This is a genomic window from Luteibacter sp. GL_149, from assembly GCF_057834065.1.
The window spans coordinates 4,359,743-4,376,850 of record NZ_CM174395.1 but is presented as its reverse complement, the minus strand read 5'-3'; the positions used below and the strand labels follow the sequence as shown (position 1 = coordinate 4,376,850).

Below are 17,108 nucleotides of genomic sequence, written 5' to 3'. Positions count from 1 at the left end.
CGTCAGGAACGACCGGCGGGGCGGCCAAAGCCGAAACCGGTGACGGCGACCAGGCCGGCAAGAATGAAAATGACGCCGACACCCTCCATGGGTGTCGGGCGTTCTCCCAGGATGACCCACGCCATCAGTACGCTGGTGACCGGTACGGCCAGGCTGGCAACCGACGCAACCGCGGTCGACAGACGTTTGACCACGAATAGCCATAAGCCCCAAGCGACGCTGGACGCCAGGATCACGCTATAGGCGAGTCCGCCCAGGAAGGCCGGCGTCCAGGCGATCTCGCGCTGCGGGACGCACAAGGCCACGACGACAAGGGCCATCGCGCCGAACATCATCTGCCATGCGGTGAGGGTCAGCGGCGCCGGATTGTGCAAGCGGAATATCCGTTTGCTGAGTACCGTCCCCAGTGCCCAGAATCCGCCGCCGGCCAGCGCGCATATCGTACTGATGGTGCTGCCCAGGCCATGCCAGGGTTCGATGACGCAGGTCAGGCCCAGCGCCGCGAGCAGCAGGCCCACGACATGGCGGCGTGTGGGACGCTCTTCCAGCAGCACCCAGGCGAGCAGCACGGCCCAGAACGGCATCGCATACGCGAGCAGTGCGACATGCCCCGCGCCACCGCTGACCAGCGCCAGTTGCCCCAACCCCTGGAAGGCCGCGGTCTGGCTAAGCCCTACGAGCGCCGTCGACAGAATCGGTGGTGGGCGCATTGGCTGACGGGTTGCCAGCAGTACCCCGAAAAGCAGCGCTGCGCCGAGCGAATAACGCAGGGCGGCAAAGTCGAACGGGCCGGCATAACGCAGGACCTGCTTCATCACGATCCAGCTATACGCCCAGATGACGACGGTGATGCCCAATGCGACGACAGCGTTCCGACGTGGGGAATCTTCATTCATGCGCACGGACACCGATGCTCAAAGCGGACATTATCGCTGCGATAGCTTGGATATTCTCCGTCCGCACAAAGGAGAATGCCGTGAATATCAAGCGCTGTGCATGGGCGGACCAAAGCGACATAGAACGCGAATACCACGACAGGGAATGGGGCGTGCCGGTTCGCGACGATCGCGCGCTGTTTGAGTTTCTGCTGCTGGAGGGGGCTCAGGCCGGCCTGTCGTGGCGTACCGTGCTTGCGAAACGCGACAATTATCGCCGTGCTTTCCATGGTTACGACATCGAGCGCATCGCGGGCATGTCGGACGACGAGATGACCAAGCTCATGCGCGATCCGGGTCTGATCCGGAACCGGCTGAAAATCGGTTCCACGCGAAAGAACGCGCGCGCCGCCATAGCGGTCGTGGCCGAGCATGGTTCTCTGGCGACGTATCTGTGGTCGTTCGTGGGTGGCCAGACCATCGTCAATGCCTGGGAGCGCGCGGCGGACGTGCCCGCGCGATCCGTGGAATCGGATGCCATGAGCGCGGCGCTGAAGAAGCGCGGCTTCAGTTTCGCCGGCAGCACGATCTGCTACGCGTTGATGCAGGCGACGGGCATGGTCAACGACCACCTTGTCGATTGCCACAGCTACCGCTGATGGCTGGTTCATACTTTTGCATCGCTTCTGCGTAGGAGCTCGCTTGCGAGCTCCTACAGAGAGCGGCGCGACAGGGGACGATGTGATTTCTCAGCGACGCCGCGAGCCGCGCAGGCTATCGATCGGGAAACTCGCGATCTCGCCGCCTTCCGTACGACGCGACTGTCCCACCGGCGGTCCGAACGCATGCGCGGTTACGACTTCCCAGGTGGATGGAATCGTGCCGTCGACGCGCATGGCTTCGTACGCGTCGAGCATGCGACGGTAATGTTGCTTGCCGGTAAGCCCGCGCGAGCGGGCGCTATCGGCGTTCGTGGCGCCCAGTCCCTTCAGTTCGCGCAGCAGAGCCTGCGGGTCGGGATAGGTGAGCGTGTAGCGCTCCGCGAACAGCACCGGATCGCGCAGTCCGGAGGTCAGCATCGCATCGCCGACATCGTGCATGTCGAGGAATCGGGCCACGTGCGCGAACTCGTCGGATTGCGCCCAGGCCTCGCGCAGTTCCTTCAACGTATCCGGGCCGAACGTCGAGAAGGTCAGCAGACCGCCCGGCTTCAGGACGCGGGCGCATTCGGTAAACAGGCGCGCGATGTCGTCGCACCATTGAAAACAGAGATTCGAATGCAGCACGTCGACGCTATGGTCGGGAACCGGCAGCGAGTACGCATCCGCGCAAGCGCGCGAGAACGGTTTCAACCAGCCCGTATGTTCTTTCGCACGGCGCAGCATCGGTAGCGCGAGATCGATCGCGATTACCTGTGCCTTGGGATACTTTTTCTTTAGCAGCGCCGTGCCGCGACCCGTGCCCGCGCCGACATCGAGTACGCGTTCCGGCGTCTGTTCATAGATGTCCAGCCGTTCGATCAGCGACGACTGAACCTCGCGCTGAAGCACGTCATGCTGCTCGTAGGTGCCGGCGGCGCGGCCAAAATTGTGGCGCACCTGTCGGCGGTCGAAATGGAAATCGGTCATGCGAGTGCGCCAGTAAAGGATTGCAGGGCGTCGGCCATGGCATCGGCGTGGCCGATGAAGGGTGCGTGTCCCGCGTGGGCTATGTCGTTGAAGTCGCCGCCGCATGCGTTCGCCGACCACTCCATGGCGGCGGGATGCACGAGGCGATCGCGATGTCCCGCCATCCAAAGGCTGGCGGGCACCAGCTCGGGAAGCCGGTCGCGCATATCGGTGGTTTCCAGCAGGCGGATGCCTTCCTGAAGCACACGCGGATCCGGTTCGCCGCGCGCGAATGTTTCTTCGCGCAGTCGCCGGGCCTCGGCGCGCGGGTCGGCGCTGCCCATGGCTTCCAGTGCGATGAAGCGTTCCAGCGTCGCGCGATAGTCGGTTTTCAGATCGGCAGCAAGCTGGCGCACCATCGAAGCATCGTTGCCGTACGGCCAGGTGTCGTCGCGGACGAACTTCGGCGTGGAACACAGCATGGCCAGACCGAGGACGTGTTCGTGCCGTTCCAGTGCCGCGGTGAGCGCCACCAGTCCGCCAAGCGACCAGCCGAGCCAGACCGCCGGCGGCGTTGCCGCGGCGATGGCATCCGCGCAGGCGCGTGGTTCGAGCGGAATCGTGCTGTTTCGCGAATGTCCGTGACCGGGCAGGTCGACGAGGTACATCGTGAACGTGTTTTCCAACAGATCGGCCAGCGGCGCGAAAATGCCGCCGTGCATGGCCCATCCATGAATCAGCACCAGCGGAAAAGGCCCCGTGCCGCGTACCTCGATTGCAAGGTCGCTCATGCGTCGGCACTCGGCGCGAGCGTGGGATCGACCGCGCCGCGCTCGTCGAAGACGAAGCAGTCGCCTCGCCAGTGCGCGCCGCCCACTTCCTCGAAATATTTCAGGATGCCGCCTTCGAGCTGGTATACGTGATCGATGCCGACATCGCGCATATGGATGGCCGCCTTTTCGCAGCGGATGCCACCCGTGCAGAACGATACGACGGTCTTGCCGGCGAAGCGGTCGCGGTCCGCTGCCACCGCTTCGGGGAATGCCGTAAAGCTGGGCAGGCGATAATCGACAACGTTCTCGAATGTGCCGACGTCCACTTCGTAATCGTTGCGCGTATCCAGCAATACGACGGGACGACCCGAATCGTCGTGGCCCTGGTCCAGCCAGCGGCGCAGATCACCCGGCGCGACCGCGGGAGCGCGTCCGGCTTCCGGACGGATCAGCGGTGCGCGCATCGTGATGATTTCCTTCTTCAGGCGCACGCGCATGCGATGGAAGGGCGCGGCGTCCGAAAGGCTTTCCTTCGGCACGATGTCCGCGAAGCGTGTGTCCTCGCGCAGCCAGGTCATGAACGCTTCGATGCGATCGCGCGGCGCGGCCAGGAAGATATTGATGCCCTCCGGCGCGACCAGGATCGTGCCCTTCAGTTCGAGCGCGTCGCAGCGCGACTGGAACGCCACGCGCAGAGCTGCGCAGTCGTCCAGTCCGACGAACTTATAGGCGGAAATATTGAGGATCGACATCGGCATGGGAAGGGTCGAGCGGATGGGCATTATAGCAGCGGGGCCCGAACGGTCCTGCCCGGGCGCGCTCGCGCAGAGAGCCGGTGCCACGCCCGATCGAAGAGGCCGTCGGATTCGTGGAAAACGGTCACGGACGAGCGCCCATCGCGACGTTCAGCGCCTCGAGCAATCCATCGATCTGATCGGCCTCATGCGCCGCCGAAAGCGTCACCCGAAGCCGTGCCGAGCCGGCGGGCACCGTGGGCGGCCGGATCGCCGTGACCAGATAGCCCCGATCTTCGAGCCGTGTCGCAGCCCTCATGGCCAGGTCCGGATCGCCGAGCAGCAGGGGCTGGATCGCCGTCCGCGACGGCATGACAGGTAGGCCCAGCGCTTCCGCGCCGGCGCGAAACCGGGCGATATGGATGCCCAGCCGCTCCCTGCGACCCTCCGTATCGTCGCGGGCGATATTCAGCGCCACCCGTGTCGCCGCGGCCAGGGCGGGTGGCAGCGCGGTCGTATAGATATAGGTGCGTGCGAACTGGACGATGCCGTCGATCATGGCCGCAGGGCCGGCGACAAAAGCCCCTGCACAGCCAAGGGCCTTGCCCAGCGTCCCCATCAGCAAAGGGGCATCCGCCTGGGAAAGCCCCGCTTCGGCGAGAGATCCTGCACCCTGCGGCCCCAGCACGCCTAGTCCGTGCGCGTCGTCCACATACAGCACGGCGCCTTCGTCGCGGCAGATGCCGGCCAGTTCACGCAGCGGCGCGACATCGCCATCCATGCTGAAAACACCGTCGGTGGCGAGCAGCGCGCCGCGATCCGGCTCTGCCCGCAGCCCACGCATGGCGTCGCCCACATCGCCATGTGCGTAACGCTGCAGCCGCGAGCCCGCCAGCAATGCACCGTCGATCAGACTCGCGTGGTTCAGCCGGTCCTGCACACAGACCGACGTCCCGCGTGCAGCGACGTTGCCGGCTCCGAGCAGAGCCTGCATCGCGCCGAGATTGGCCATGACGCCGGTCGAAAACAGCAGCGCGCGTTCGCGTCCCGTCCAGTCCGCAAGCTGTTCTTCCAGCGCGGCGTGTTCGCGGTGATGTCCGGAAACCAGATGCGCCGCACCGCTACCGACGCCGTCGCGACCCGCCGCGGCGGTCAGTGCCACGACCAGGTCCGGATGGTCCGCGAGGCCGAGATAATCGTTGCTGCAGAAATCGACCAGGGTGCGTTCGCCGATACGGCGCAACGCACCCTCGCGCGCGTCGACGGTGCGCAACCGACGCAGCAGTCCGGCGTCCTCGCGTGCCGCGCGCGCCGTTTCCAGTCGTGCCAGCAGGTCGATCCGGCTCACGCCGCGTCGGCGCGTTCGACGATGTCGGCGTGCACGGTGCCCGGTTCGATTTCGACTTCCAGCGGCTTCAGGCCCAGGCGTTCGAACAGCCGGCGATCATGCTCGACGTCGGGGTTGCCCGTGGTCAGCAGTTTCTCGCCGTAGAAAATCGAATTGGCGCCCGCGGCGAAACACAGTGCCTGCAGCGCGTCGTCCATCGACTCGCGTCCGGCCGACAGGCGCACCACGGATTCGGGCATCAGGATGCGCGCCACGGCAATGCTGCGTACGAATTCGAACGGGTCCAGCGCCTCGGTGCCGGCGAGCGGCGTGCCGGGCACCTGCACCAGCTGGTTGATCGGCACGGACTCGGGATGTTCGGGAAGATTGGCCAGTGTCTGTAATAGCCCCGCCCGCTGTGCGCGCGACTCGCCCATGCCGACGATGCCGCCGCAGCAGGTTTTCAGGCCGGCTTCGCGCACGCATTCCAGGGTATCGAGGCGGTCCTGATAGTCGCGCGTATGGATAACCTCGCCGTAGAACTCCGGCGCGGTATCGAGATTGTGGTTATAGAAATCCAGACCCGCCGTCTTCAGGCGATTCGCCTGCGGCTGGGTCAGCATGCCCAGCGTCGCACAGGTCTGAAGCCCCAGCGCTTTCACGGCGCTAACGATATGCGCGACCTTTTCGACATCGCGATCCTTGGGCGAACGCCATGCCGCGCCCATGCAGAACCGGCTCGCCCCGGCGTCCTTCGCGGCCTGCGCGCGCGCGACGACAGCCTCGACGCTCATCAGCTTTTCCGCTTTCACCCCTGTCGCATAGCGTGCGGCCTGCGGACAATACGCGCAGTCCTCGGGGCAGCCACCCGTCTTGATCGACAGAAGGGTCGATACCTGGACGGCGTTCGGATCATGGTTGGCGCGGTGCACGGTCTGTGCCTGGAACAGCAGATCGTTGAACGGCAAAGCAAAAAGTGCTTCGACCTCGGCGCGGGTCCAGTCGTGGCGGATGGCTGCGGGCATGGGTGTCTCCGTGGCTTGATACGCGAAGTGTGGGAAGCCCGAACCTGAACTGTCAACCTTCGTATGCGTATGTAGGTTGACAATATGCCCCCGCAGGATGCCTTACCATGACCACGGGACAATCTTAACGAGGACAAGGCGCATGACCGCAGGACAAGGCAGTTCCGGCAACGTACTGGCCGCGATTTGCAGCTTTTTCATCCCCGGACTCGGACAATTGGTGCAGGGCCGGCCGTTCAAGGCGCTGATCATGTTCGTGCTCGCCGCCGTGCTCTGGATCATCTGGCTGGGCTGGATCATCCACCTCTGGTCGATCATCGACGCGGCGCTCTTCAAGCCGCGGGGCTGATCCCACCGGACGCAAGGACGCGTCGCCACATGCTCTACAAACCGTTCCGGATACTGGAGCGTCTGATCCTCCCGCCGCGCTGCGTGCTGTGCGGCGACAGCGGCGATGGCGTCGTGGATATGTGCGCCGCGTGCGCCGCGGCGTTGCCTCGCAACGATAGTCGTTGCATGCGTTGTGCCTTACCGCTGGCATACACCGTCGAGCTGTGCGGTCAGTGCCAGCGTCGTCCGCCGCCGTGGACCGCTGCTTGGGTACCCTTCGTCTATGCGTGGCCCCTCGATGTGCTGGAAAGCCGGTTCAAGTTCGGCGGCAGCCTTGCCTGTGGGCGGGTGTTGGCCGGGCGCTGGTGCGAGGCCGCTCCGCCCACGGAACGTCCGCAGCTGATCGTTCCCGTTCCCCTGCACACCGCGCGACTGCGTCGTCGCGGCTACAACCAGGCGCTGGAACTCGCACGCCCGCTGGCTCGTGCGTTCGATCTGCCTTTACGTCACGACCTGCTGGCGCGCCGACGCGCGACCGACGCGCAGACCGAACTCGATGCGGTCGCGCGGCGGAAGAACGTGCATGGCGCCTTCCATCTGCGCGCCGCGCCCGGGGTGGCGCACGTCGCTCTCGTCGACGATGTGATGACCACGGGGGCGACGCTGGCCGAATGCGCGCGCGTCCTGCGCCGGGCTGGCGTGACGCGCGTCGACGTCTGGGCGCTGGCCCGCGCCCCGTTACCGGGCCATTGACCGGTTGACGTAAATCGGATTGCCCAGCAGCAACAAACGGCCATCCGCCGCACGTACGTTCGCGCGAATCCAGTGAGGTTTGCCATCGGCCGTCCAGTCGACGATCCGATCGTCGCGCGATCCCTGCGCGGCGCTATCCGTGGGCATGGCGAGCGCGCGACCGTTATCGATCAGTTCGACGCGACTGTCCGCGACGCCTTCCGTATGCACGACGAAGCGCAGCACCGAGCCCGGCTTCACGGCGACCTCGTCGCCCATCGAGATCGTCTTGCCCGCCACCACCGTCCGCAGATCCAGCATCCGGTCCGCCGTGCCTTCAATATCCACGAACACATGCCCCGCGCGAATACCGTCCAGTACCGCCGGCATCGACAGATTGCCGGCGCGTACGACGGTCGTCGGCGTGCCGATCGATCCGGCATCGTGGCTATCGCTGCCGCCGATCGCCGTCGGACGATGTCCCGCATCCAGTTGGGCCTCCCAGAAAGGGATGCCCGAATTCGCGCCACCCACGTCAGAACCGTTCACGGCTTCCACGGCCTGGATGCGATCCATGTCGACGGGACGCTCGGGCGTCCAGCCGCAGCCCATGCAGGTCTCGTCGTTGGGACGCATCGGATGATTGATCGAAATGAGACCGCCTGCCTTAGCGACATCGGCAAGCAGCGCATTCCAGTCGGGAACGGCAGTGCTGCCGACGCGAAAATCCACGGGGCGCGACACACCGAACAGATTCGCATGACCCTGAAACGTCGTGATTTCGCGTGCGGGCATCAGCAGCATCCGGTCGAAGTACGGTTGCAGTTCGCGCATCTCCGACACTTGCGACATGGTGTTGTGATCGCTGATGGCAATGAAGTCGAGACCGCGTTGGGCGGCCTTCGCCACCGTCAGGAACAGCGGGCAAGGCACTTTCGCCGCGCCGCTCTGCGTCGGGCAGCCGCCATCGCTATGCGCCGTATGCATGTGCAGGTCGCCGCGATACCAGCCCGCCTCGCGGCGTAGCGGAGGCGTCAGCGGATCGGCCGGACCCCATGGTTCATGGGTGTCCGTGCCGAACCATACGCGCGCCGTATATGTGGCATGGGATGCCGGCCGGATATTCGGAATACCCAGCAACAGCGTCCAGCGCCCCGCACGAATCGCCCCGGGCAGGAACGACGCGGTCGCATCCGTCGCCGACACGGTGAAGACGCGCTTGCTTCCGCCGCTCCAGCCGCGGAAGCCGTCCTGTCCGGCGAAACCGCCCGGCCCCAGCAATCCGAGGTCGATCGTGGTGCGCTCGTCGCGCCCGGTGTAGTCGACATCGATAGTGATGCGCGTCGTGCCTTCGGGGACGTCGAACGGTACCTCGCGATACGTCCGGTTGTCCTTGCCCGAAAGCTCGCCACGAAGCACCGCATCGGGTCGCACCTCCGCATGCATGCCCATGCTGGCGAACCCGAGAAGAGCGATACAGAGCCAGCGTTTCATGGTCATCCCCATCAGCACATCCCCCATTAGAACCGGTACATCGCAGCGAGGCGGAACGAGCGACCCAGCAGCGGGCGGGCGATGAATGTGTTCGCCCCCGCGTCGGAGCTGGCCAATTCGCCGGCACGCGGATTGCCTTCGGTCAGGCCAAGCGAGTTGGTGATGTTGTCGGCATAGAGGAACAGCGACAGTTGCTGGGTGGCGTCGTAGCGCGCGCTCGCACCGATCACGTTATACGCGGGCAGAACGACGGAGTTCGCCGTGTCGACGTAGCGCTTGCCTTCATGCTCGAACGACACCTGCAACCGCAGCTTTCCGTCCATAAGGTTCACACCGGGAACGATGCGGTAGCTGACCTTCGGTACGCGGATCAGCTGATTGTCCTGATAGTCGCGAAGGACCGGATTCCCGGCGACGACTTCCGTATAACGCAACCCCTTGTATTTCGGTTGCTGCAGCGTCGCGTTGAACTGCACGTCGAACAGGCTCGACGGATACAGCGTGCCTTCCAGTTCCAGGCCGTACGTCTTCGTGTCCGCGTAGCCTGTCTGTGCAGTCGATGCGCTGCCATTCAGATTGAATACGTAGTTGCTGAAAGACACATTGTTGTACTTGGTGTAGAACGCCGTCGCATACAGATCGGCAAAGCGATCGCTGTACTTCCAGCCCGCCTCGGCGAGTTTCATCGTCTGGATGATGGGCGTTGCCGTCGGGCTCGTGATGTACGAACTCAGGCTCGGCAGGCGGAATGTCGGCGTATAGCGGGCGAAGATGCCCTGGTGTCCGTCGAACTGATAGTTCGCGCCAAGGGTCCAGCCGAGCTTATCAAAGCTCTGGTCGTAGTGAACGAACTGGCCATTGCCCGTGAGGATGGTCGATGTTGCGAACGTTCCCTGATTCACGGTCTGCTTGAGTTCGGTATTGCCCGTGACGTTTACCTTTTCCCAGCGCGCGCCACCGTCGATGCGTAGCTTGTCGGTGACCTGCCATTCGTCCGAAAGGTAAAACGCGTTCGTCGTCGACGTGCCGCTGGCATGTTCCCACTCGTAGCCGTAACGGTAGACGCCATGGTCGGTAAGCGTGCTGACGGGGCGGCCATTCGCATCGACCGCGACCAGGTCGAGCAGTTGCGCATTGTCCTTTGCATCCATCAGGACACTCGACGAATAACGGTCGAAGTCCTGGTTGAAGCGCGCGTAGTAATAGCCAAACGTGACGTCGTGCGACTGCCCGCCGACATCGAATTTGCGCAGCACGCGCGTATCGTTGATGAATTCGTCCACCGGCATCGTCACGCCGCGCAGTCCGCCGACGACGACCAGGCCGTTGCCGTTCTGATTGGCGTTGTTGTAGATCTGCGATGGATTGTCGACGTAGCGCAGTTGATAGCCCGTCGCACCCGGATACCCCGAGAGGTATTTGTTCTGCGCCGCCAGAAACGACGTCGCGCTTTGCAGGGTGTTCGGAAATACGCCGTTACGCTGGGTGTCGGTCGTGCTGTAACGCATGCTTTCGGCAAGCTTCCAGTCGCCGCCAATGTCGTGATCGAACTTGAACGTCAGTTGCGTGCGTTTGACGTGGGTACCTTCGCTGTTGTCGAAGTCGTACAGGCTTCCGTCGCCTTCCTTCATCATGACGTGCTGGGTATCGGGACCGGCCAGCGTGCCGTAATTGCCGTTGAAACCGGGCACGGGGCGAATATCGCCGCTCGCATTCGTGCGCATGGGAATGCCGAGATAGAGCGCGACCTTGTCGTCCATATGCTTCACATCGAAGCTGACATGGCCGCCATCGAGGTCGCGCGACAGGTTCGCGCGAAGCTGCCCGCCCTTGTTCGCGTCGAAGCCCGGGCTGCGTACGCCGTTATCCTGCCGCCAGAATCCACCCACGCCGAGCTTCCAGCCGCCGCCGACCGGTGTGCCGTACCAGAAGTCGAGCCGGTTCAACGAATAGTTGCCGACGGTGTACTTGATCAGTCCATCGGGCGTATCGCCGACCTGGCGAGGAATGAAATTGATCGCGCCGGCCGGTGCATTCGAATAGAACACCGACGAGGGGCCGCCGCGAACCACTTCGATCCGTTCGATGGTTTCGTCCAGACGGAACGCCTGGTCGGCGTTGAGATAACCCAGTGCCGGATCGTGCTGCACGGGAATGCCGTCTTCGAGCAGGTTCACCGAGCCGTAACCGTCGACGGGAATGCCGCGCGCCCGGATATTGCCGCTGGCTTCGCCACCGGACGATTCCACCCAGAAGCCGGGTACCGACTTCATCGCTTCCGTGACGCTCGTGGGCGCTTGCATGCGTAACCGGTCTTCGTCGATCGTGGTGACCGAGTAGCTGGTTTCCGCCTTGGTACGGGTTTCGGTGCCGGAGCGCGCCGTCACCACGACGTTGTCCATGTCCGTGGTTTTCTTTTCCGGCGCGCTGTCCTGCGCGAAAGCGGGAAAGGTCAGGGCAAACGCGAACGGGCTTACGAGCGCCATGCGCACGGCACGGCGAAGCAGAGTGGTATGCATGTCGGGTCAGTCGGTTCCGGGGAACCGACATGTTGGTTTTTCGTTGTGACGCGACGACTCAGTGTGGATGACCACGGGGTTTCAATCGTGAAAATTCACGACGTCTTTGTCATCGGCATGCAACAAGGCGGATTAAAGTGCGAGCGCGATCACAATACCGACCCAGAGCGCGAGGCCCAGCCAGTTGTTATTGCGGAAGGCGGTCAGGCATGCATCGCGTGCGCGTCCGCGCATGATCCATTGCTGCCACGCGAACAGTCCCGCCGCGGCGAGCAGGGCAATCCAGTAAGGCCAGCCCAGCGCCGCGCGCGTACCGACCAGCAGCATCGTGACGAGGAACGTCCCCATGAGAATGCCGATAATCGCCAGATCCGCATCGCCGAACAGGATCGCGGTCGACTTCGCGCCGACCTTGATGTCGTCGTCGCGATCGACCATCGCGTATTCCGTGTCGTAGATCACCGACCAGATGATATTTCCGATAAACAGCAGCCAGGCCAGCGGCGGGACGTGGTTGGTCACCGCGGCGAACGCCATCGGAATGGACCAGCCGAATGCCGCGCCCAGTACGACCTGAGGCAGGTGCGTATAGCGCTTGGTGAACGGATAGATCGCCGCCAGCGCCGCGCCGGCGAAGGAGAGCAGGATCGTCAGCTTGTTGGTGAACAGCACCAGCACGAAGGACAGGACGAGCAGCGATGCGAAGACGATCAATGCTTCACGCGGGGTGACGCGACCGGAGGCAATGGGCCGTCCCGCCGTGCGCGCCACCTGTGGATCGAGTTTGCGGTCGGCGTAGTCGTTGATCGCGCAGCCCGCCGCGCGCATAGCGAAAACGCCGATGGTGAAAATGAACAGCGGCCCCACGGGCGGGAAGTCTTTCGCGGCGAGCCATAGCGCCCACCAGGTTGGCCACAACAGGAGCAGCGCTCCCACGGGGCGATCCATACGCGTGAGTACCAGGTAGGCGTGGGCTTTCTCGCGCAGGTGCGGCGGAAGCGGACGGAGCAGCCAGTCCAGCGTTTTCTCGGCGCGCGTCGAGGCATCGGCCGGCCGCGTCTGGCGCGCGGGCGCGGCAGCGGGGCGGCGCTTGGTCGTTGTCGCAGGCGCCTTGGGGCGGCTGGAAGGTTTACGGGGCGTCGGGCTCATCGGCCCAGTTTAGCCGACCGGTCCCGTCCAGCGTTTGCGAGGCCGGTCACATAGCTTTTGTAGGAGCGCGCTTGCGCGCGAAAGCCAACAGGGCGAGGAAGACGGATACTCACATCCGCGAGCCCGATCTACAGGCTGCGGATGTCACGCATGGCATCGCCGCTCCGTTGGTTTTCGCGCGCAAGCGCGCTCCTACACTCGGGTTTCGCGCTGGTTACTGATGTAACGGTAGGTAGTTGGCTTCTTCTTCGGGGTCGTCGAGCGCGAGCGGCTCGGGGTCCGCTTCGCGCGCCGGCCGATAGCTGCCGGGGCGCCGGATCTCGCTGTCCGGGCGTTGCTTGCCGGGTTCGGCGAACGGTGGACCGGGACTGGTCGGATTGGTGGGCATGTTCGGTTCCTCCCTCGTGCAGGGGCAAGTTCAGGTTCCTACAGGAGGGGTGAAGCTATCGATAAGGTGCGGTGAAGTGTCTTGCTTATCGTCCTGGAATTAGACGTCCATTTCCTCCATGGTTTTCCGGACGCCATCAGCGATCCGCTGTCGATCGTCGGCTGGATCAGGCGCGTCGCATCCGGCTCGCGCAGGGGATAGGTCTGGCCACGATCGTCGTGACCGACACGCACATTCCGGTCGAATGCCACCAGAAGGAACGCAGTCCGGTCCGCATCGTGTCCGTGCTCCAGACACAGTCGATCGAACTGATCGGCAATAGATGGAGAGCTACGGGCTGTACTTTCGTGGTTTCCAGCCGGTACCGGCTGGATGTACGGCGCTGGCGTTCAGTCGCAGTGTCGAAGGTGCACAGACGAGCCGGGTCTACAACACTGAACGGCCACTGCTCCTCACCGTCGCTCCTGCGCAGGCAGGGGCCTAGAGCGATCACGCATGTATGCACCTTGTCGCTGACGATCGCGTTCTCTTCGAGCGTGACTAAACGTCGCTGCGAGAATCCATTGCACCGCACTGGGTTCCTGCCTGCGCAGGAACGACGGATGGCGGTGTCAGACTACTGCTACCGAAGCACGCTCGATCGCCGCGATCCCGCTACGCGCGTGATCGCTCACCTCGCCGATCCTGGCGAAGGCATCCAGACACCGGTCCACCTCCTCCGGGCGGCCGGTGAACTCGACAAGCGTATTCGTGCCATGCCGCTCCAGCACGCGCGCCCCATGCTGGGCGACACAGGCATCGACACGGTCGTGCGCACCATCCACGCGAGCCACGAGCAATTCGCGCTCCACATGCTCGCGCCGTGTAAGTTCCGCGATATCGATCACGTCCACCAGTTTGCGCGACTGCTTGATGATCTGGTCGACCACACCGTCGTCGCCGAAGATGACCAGCGTAAGCCGCGACACTTCGGCATCCGGCGTCGCCGCCACGGTCAGCGATTCGATGTTGTAACCACGCGACGCAAACAGCCCCGCCACGCGCGCCAACGCGCCGGCTTCGTTCTGCAACAGAATGGAAATCAGGTGGCGCATTCAGAACATCCCTGTCGGTTCGGCGGTATCGGCCACCGCTTCCGAGCGGCTGGCAATCCAGTCGCCCGTGATCATCTGCGCATAGGTCGCGCCCGGTCCCACCATGGGATACACGCCGGCATCGGGATCGATGACGACTTCGAGGAATGCTGGCCCGGCAAAGGCCAGGAAATCCGCCACGGTATCGTCGATCCGCGCGGGATCGTCCAGGCGACGGGCCCATTCGAATCCATCCGCCTGCGCGGCGCGAACGAAGTCCTTCTTGTGCAGGCTCTTGTCCGATGCCGAGAAGCGTCCCTTGAAGAACAGCTTCTGCCACTGCCGGACCATGCCGTCGCCAGCGTTGTTCAGCACGACGACTTTCACCGGAAGGCCATACGTCGTGACGGTTTCCAGCTCGCCGATATTCATGCGGATGCTGGCATCGCCATCGATATCGATCACGGTCAGGTCGCGTCGCGCGAACTGCGCGCCGATAGCCGCGGGCAGGCCAAAACCCATCGTTCCCATCGAGCCGGAGGTCAGCCAGCGTCGCGGTTCGCGAAAATCGAAATACTGCGCGGACCACATCTGGTGTTGCCCGACGCCCGTCGTGATGATGGCGCGGCCATCGGTGATGCGGTTGATCGCCTCGATTACGGCATACGGCTGGATGAGGTCTCCATCGCGTTGGTAGTTGAGTGCATGGGTCTTCTTCAGTGCGGAAATATGCTTGTGCCACGCATCGTAGCGACCGTCTTCGCGAGGACGGAATCCCTGCCGCTGGCCATAGCGGAGCAGGCGTTGCAGGGCGCCGTCGAGATGGCCGACATGATGCCAGTCCACCTCTTTCACCTTGCCGATTTCCGCCGGATCGATATCGATCTGCGCAATCGTCTTCGCCCGAGGTGCGAACTCGGCCGGCACGCCGACCACGCGATCGTCGAAGCGCGCGCCCAGTGCAAACACGAAATCGCAATCGTCCATAGCGTAGTTCGCGTAAGCCGTGCCATGCATGCCGAGCATGTGCAGCGCGAGCGGATCGGTGGTGTCGAATCCCCCGATACCCATCAGGGTCGTGGTGACGGGAATGCCGAACGTCCGTGCAAAAGCGCGCAATGCATCCGCCGCACCGGCGGAAATGATGCCGCCACCCGCGTAGATCAACGGACGCTCGGCGCGACCCAGCGCGGCGAAGAACGCGGCGCAGTGAGCATCGTCGATCGTTGCATCCTGCACCGTGCGCAGTCGCGCCCGGTAGCCGCGCACCGGCAGTTCGCGATTGCCCTGAAAAATCAGCGGCGCGTTCTGCACGTCTTTCGGAATATCGATGACGACAGGCCCGGGACGTCCGCTGCGCGCGATATGAAAGGCCGTGCGTAGCGTCGCTTCAAGCGAGGAGGCATCGGTGACGAGGAATACATGCTTGGCGCACGCACCCATGATCGTGGTGATCGGGGCTTCCTGGAATGCGTCCGTGCCGATCGCAGCGGTCGGTACCTGACCGCAGATCACGATCAGCGGCACCGAGTCGGCCATGGAATCGCGCACGGGGGTGACGGCATTGGTTGCGCCGGGGCCCGAGGTGACCAATGCCACGCCGACCTGTCCCGATGCACGGGCGTAGCCGGCAGCCATGAAGCACGCGCCCTGTTCGTTGGCGGGCACGATAAGTGGCAGCGGCTCGCTGCCGTCGTCGCGTGGATTGCTTTCGTTGTAACGAAAGACGGCGTCGTACACCGGAAGGATCGCGCCGCCGGAATAGCCGAACAGCACGTCGAGGCCCTCGTCGGCCAGCACCTGAACAACGATGTCGGCACCTGTCATGGCCTGTCCGGCCAGGGGGTGGGAAGAGGGGCGGCTAATGTCGCCGATGGAATCCAGTTGCGCGTTCACTCAAAGAATCCTTGCGTATCGCCGGTCTGGCCGGCGGCCTGTTGAAGAAGATCCAGTGCTTCTTGCAGACGCCGGCGGTCGCGCTCCGACCGCCGGCATGACACTGTTTACTCGGCTGCCTTGGCCGGCTCGACCGCCGCGGCTTCCGGACGTCCCGTCTGCAACCACGGCATGCGTGCGCGCAGCCGGGCACCGACCTGCTCGATCGGGTGCTCGAGATCGCGCTGCTTGAATGCCTTGTAATTGGGCAGGCCGGCCTTGTATTCGGCCGTCCATTCGCGGGCGAAGGTGCCGTCCTGAATGTCCTTCAGTACGCCCTTCATGCGTTCCTTCACGCCGTCGTCGATCACGCGAGGGCCGCGCGTGTAGTCACCGTACTGGGCCGTCTCGGAGACGAACTCCAGCATGCGCGCGATGCCGCCTTCGTAGAACAGGTCGACGATCAGCTTCAGTTCGTGCATGACTTCGTAGTACGCGATCTCCGGGCGGTAACCCGCTTCGACCAGCGTTTCGAAACCCTTGATGACCAGTTCGCTCGCGCCGCCGCACAGCACGGCCTGTTCGCCGAACAGATCGGTTTCGGTCTCTTCCTTGAAGTCGGTCTGGATCAGCATGGCGCGTGCGCCGCCGATGCCGGCCGCGTATGACGTCGCTTTTTCTTCCGCGTTACCCGTCGCGTCCTGGTGGACGGCGAACAGGCAGGGCACGCCCCGTCCGATTTCATATTCGCGACGAACCAGCGCGCCCGGTCCCTTCGGAGCGACCAGCACGACGTCGATGTCCTTGCGCGGTTCGATCTGACCGAAATGCACATTGAAGCCATGCGCGAACAGCAGCGCGGCGCCGGGCTTGATGTTCGGCTCGATGGATTCGCGATAGAGCTGGGGCTGGACCATGTCGGGCGTCAGCACCGCAATCAGGTCGGCGCCGCGAACGGCTTCGGAAGGTTCGGCGACCGCGAAGCCGTCGAGATAGGCGCGATTCCACGAGGGGCCGCCGGGGCGCAGGCCGACCACGACGTCGAGACCGGAGTCTTTCAGGTTAAGGGCATGCGCGCGGCCCTGGCTGCCATAGCCGAGGACGGCGATGCGGGCGTTCTGCAGCGGGGCAATGGTGGCTTGTTTCTCGGTCACGTCGTTTTCTCCAGGTGCGAAAGGTGTGCGCGATGCGCGCGGCGTTCGGATGG

General features: G+C 64.0%; 16 protein-coding genes. 3 read left to right on the top strand and 13 right to left on the bottom strand.

Features of this window, described 5'->3' with window-relative positions; all coding sequences use genetic code 11:
* Nucleotides 1-2: 2 nt before the first annotated feature.
* A complete protein-coding gene (locus tag AC3IR3_RS19210; RefSeq protein WP_489194500.1) occupies nt 3-896 on the bottom strand; it encodes a DMT family transporter in 894 nt (297 codons plus the stop codon).
* Nucleotides 897-982: 86 nt separating this feature from the next.
* On the opposite strand from AC3IR3_RS19210, the gene AC3IR3_RS19205 reads away from it, so the two are divergent.
* Entirely contained in the window at nt 983-1,534 is a 552-nt protein-coding gene (locus AC3IR3_RS19205) for a DNA-3-methyladenine glycosylase I (protein WP_489196976.1), read from the top strand.
* Nucleotides 1,535-1,624: 90 nt separating this feature from the next.
* On the opposite strand, the gene bioC is transcribed toward AC3IR3_RS19205, so the two are convergent.
* The 5 genes from bioC to bioB all read right to left on the bottom strand — a co-directional run bounded on the left by bioC (nt 1,625) and on the right by bioB (nt 6,341).
* Nucleotides 1,625-2,503 carry a malonyl-ACP O-methyltransferase BioC gene (bioC, locus tag AC3IR3_RS19200; RefSeq protein WP_489194498.1) on the bottom strand — a complete coding sequence of 293 codons (879 nt, stop codon included), beginning with the start codon at nt 2,501-2,503 and terminating at the stop codon, nt 1,625-1,627.
* A complete protein-coding gene (gene bioH, locus AC3IR3_RS19195; RefSeq protein WP_489194497.1) occupies nt 2,500-3,273 on the bottom strand; it encodes a pimeloyl-ACP methyl ester esterase BioH in 774 nt (257 codons plus the stop codon). Before bioH ends, bioC begins: the two co-directional genes overlap by 4 nt.
* Nucleotides 3,270-4,013 carry a sulfurtransferase gene (locus tag AC3IR3_RS19190; protein WP_489194496.1) on the bottom strand — a complete coding sequence of 248 codons (744 nt, stop codon included), beginning with the start codon at nt 4,011-4,013 and terminating at the stop codon, nt 3,270-3,272. Before AC3IR3_RS19190 ends, bioH begins: the two co-directional genes overlap by 4 nt.
* Before the next feature lie 121 nt (nt 4,014-4,134).
* Nucleotides 4,135-5,337 carry an 8-amino-7-oxononanoate synthase gene (bioF, locus tag AC3IR3_RS19185; protein ID WP_489194495.1) on the bottom strand — a complete coding sequence of 401 codons (1,203 nt, stop codon included), beginning with the start codon at nt 5,335-5,337 and terminating at the stop codon, nt 4,135-4,137.
* On the bottom strand, nt 5,334-6,341 hold the full coding sequence (gene bioB / locus AC3IR3_RS19180; RefSeq protein WP_489194493.1) for a biotin synthase BioB: 1,008 nt from the start codon (nt 6,339-6,341) through the stop codon (nt 5,334-5,336). The genes bioF and bioB overlap by 4 nt, the downstream gene beginning before the upstream one ends.
* Before the next feature lie 142 nt (nt 6,342-6,483).
* Between bioB and AC3IR3_RS19175 the strand changes: the two genes are divergently transcribed.
* Nucleotides 6,484-6,690: a hypothetical protein gene (locus tag AC3IR3_RS19175; protein ID WP_132145980.1), complete on the top strand. Its 207-nt coding sequence runs from the start codon at nt 6,484-6,486 to the stop codon at nt 6,688-6,690.
* A 29-nt stretch (nt 6,691-6,719) separates the two neighbouring features.
* A complete protein-coding gene (locus tag AC3IR3_RS19170; protein ID WP_489194490.1) occupies nt 6,720-7,424 on the top strand; it encodes a ComF family protein in 705 nt (234 codons plus the stop codon).
* Here the strand turns inward: AC3IR3_RS19170 and AC3IR3_RS19165 are convergent.
* The 7 genes from AC3IR3_RS19165 to ilvC form a co-directional block, all read right to left on the bottom strand.
* A complete protein-coding gene (locus tag AC3IR3_RS19165; RefSeq protein WP_489194488.1) occupies nt 7,410-8,897 on the bottom strand; it encodes a CehA/McbA family metallohydrolase in 1,488 nt (495 codons plus the stop codon). The genes AC3IR3_RS19170 and AC3IR3_RS19165 overlap by 15 nt on opposite strands.
* 26 nt (nt 8,898-8,923) lie before the next feature.
* Entirely contained in the window at nt 8,924-11,416 is a 2,493-nt protein-coding gene (locus tag AC3IR3_RS19160) for a TonB-dependent receptor (protein ID WP_489194486.1), read from the bottom strand.
* A 132-nt stretch (nt 11,417-11,548) separates the two neighbouring features.
* Entirely contained in the window at nt 11,549-12,565 is a 1,017-nt protein-coding gene (gene ubiA, locus AC3IR3_RS19155; RefSeq protein ID WP_489194484.1) for a 4-hydroxybenzoate octaprenyltransferase, read from the bottom strand.
* A 214-nt stretch (nt 12,566-12,779) separates the two neighbouring features.
* Nucleotides 12,780-12,953 (bottom strand): hypothetical protein, encoded by a 174-nt coding sequence (locus AC3IR3_RS19150; RefSeq protein WP_165973643.1) that lies wholly within the window; start codon nt 12,951-12,953, stop codon nt 12,780-12,782.
* Nucleotides 12,954-13,564: 611 nt separating this feature from the next.
* Nucleotides 13,565-14,047 (bottom strand): acetolactate synthase small subunit, encoded by a 483-nt coding sequence (gene ilvN / locus AC3IR3_RS19145; protein WP_489194482.1) that lies wholly within the window; start codon nt 14,045-14,047, stop codon nt 13,565-13,567.
* On the bottom strand, nt 14,048-15,853 hold the full coding sequence (gene ilvB / locus AC3IR3_RS19140; RefSeq protein ID WP_489196975.1) for a biosynthetic-type acetolactate synthase large subunit: 1,806 nt from the start codon (nt 15,851-15,853) through the stop codon (nt 14,048-14,050).
* Nucleotides 15,854-16,029: 176 nt separating this feature from the next.
* A complete protein-coding gene (gene ilvC / locus AC3IR3_RS19135) occupies nt 16,030-17,055 on the bottom strand; it encodes a ketol-acid reductoisomerase (protein ID WP_489194480.1) in 1,026 nt (341 codons plus the stop codon).
* Nucleotides 17,056-17,108: the final 53 nt, after the last annotated feature.

Excerpts from the sequence above, each read along its gene's own strand:
- AC3IR3_RS19210 (WP_489194500.1), bottom strand. The coding sequence starts at position 896 with ATGAATGAAGATTCCCCACGTCGGAACGCTGTCGTCGCATTGGGCATC.
- bioC (WP_489194498.1), bottom strand. The coding sequence starts at position 2,503 with ATGACCGATTTCCATTTCGACCGCCGACAGGTGCGCCACAATTTTGGC.
- bioH (WP_489194497.1), bottom strand. The coding sequence starts at position 3,273 with ATGAGCGACCTTGCAATCGAGGTACGCGGCACGGGGCCTTTTCCGCTG.
- AC3IR3_RS19190 (WP_489194496.1), bottom strand. The coding sequence starts at position 4,013 with ATGCCGATGTCGATCCTCAATATTTCCGCCTATAAGTTCGTCGGACTG.
- bioB (WP_489194493.1), bottom strand. The coding sequence starts at position 6,341 with ATGCCCGCAGCCATCCGCCACGACTGGACCCGCGCCGAGGTCGAAGCA.
- AC3IR3_RS19175 (WP_132145980.1), top strand. The coding sequence starts at position 6,484 with ATGACCGCAGGACAAGGCAGTTCCGGCAACGTACTGGCCGCGATTTGC.
- AC3IR3_RS19170 (WP_489194490.1), top strand. The coding sequence starts at position 6,720 with ATGCTCTACAAACCGTTCCGGATACTGGAGCGTCTGATCCTCCCGCCG.
- AC3IR3_RS19165 (WP_489194488.1), bottom strand. The coding sequence starts at position 8,897 with ATGAAACGCTGGCTCTGTATCGCTCTTCTCGGGTTCGCCAGCATGGGC.
- AC3IR3_RS19160 (WP_489194486.1), bottom strand. The coding sequence starts at position 11,416 with ATGCATACCACTCTGCTTCGCCGTGCCGTGCGCATGGCGCTCGTAAGC.
- ubiA (WP_489194484.1), bottom strand. The coding sequence starts at position 12,565 with ATGAGCCCGACGCCCCGTAAACCTTCCAGCCGCCCCAAGGCGCCTGCG.
- AC3IR3_RS19150 (WP_165973643.1), bottom strand. The coding sequence starts at position 12,953 with ATGCCCACCAATCCGACCAGTCCCGGTCCACCGTTCGCCGAACCCGGC.
- ilvN (WP_489194482.1), bottom strand. The coding sequence starts at position 14,047 with ATGCGCCACCTGATTTCCATTCTGTTGCAGAACGAAGCCGGCGCGTTG.
- ilvB (WP_489196975.1), bottom strand. The coding sequence starts at position 15,853 with ATGACAGGTGCCGACATCGTTGTTCAGGTGCTGGCCGACGAGGGCCTC.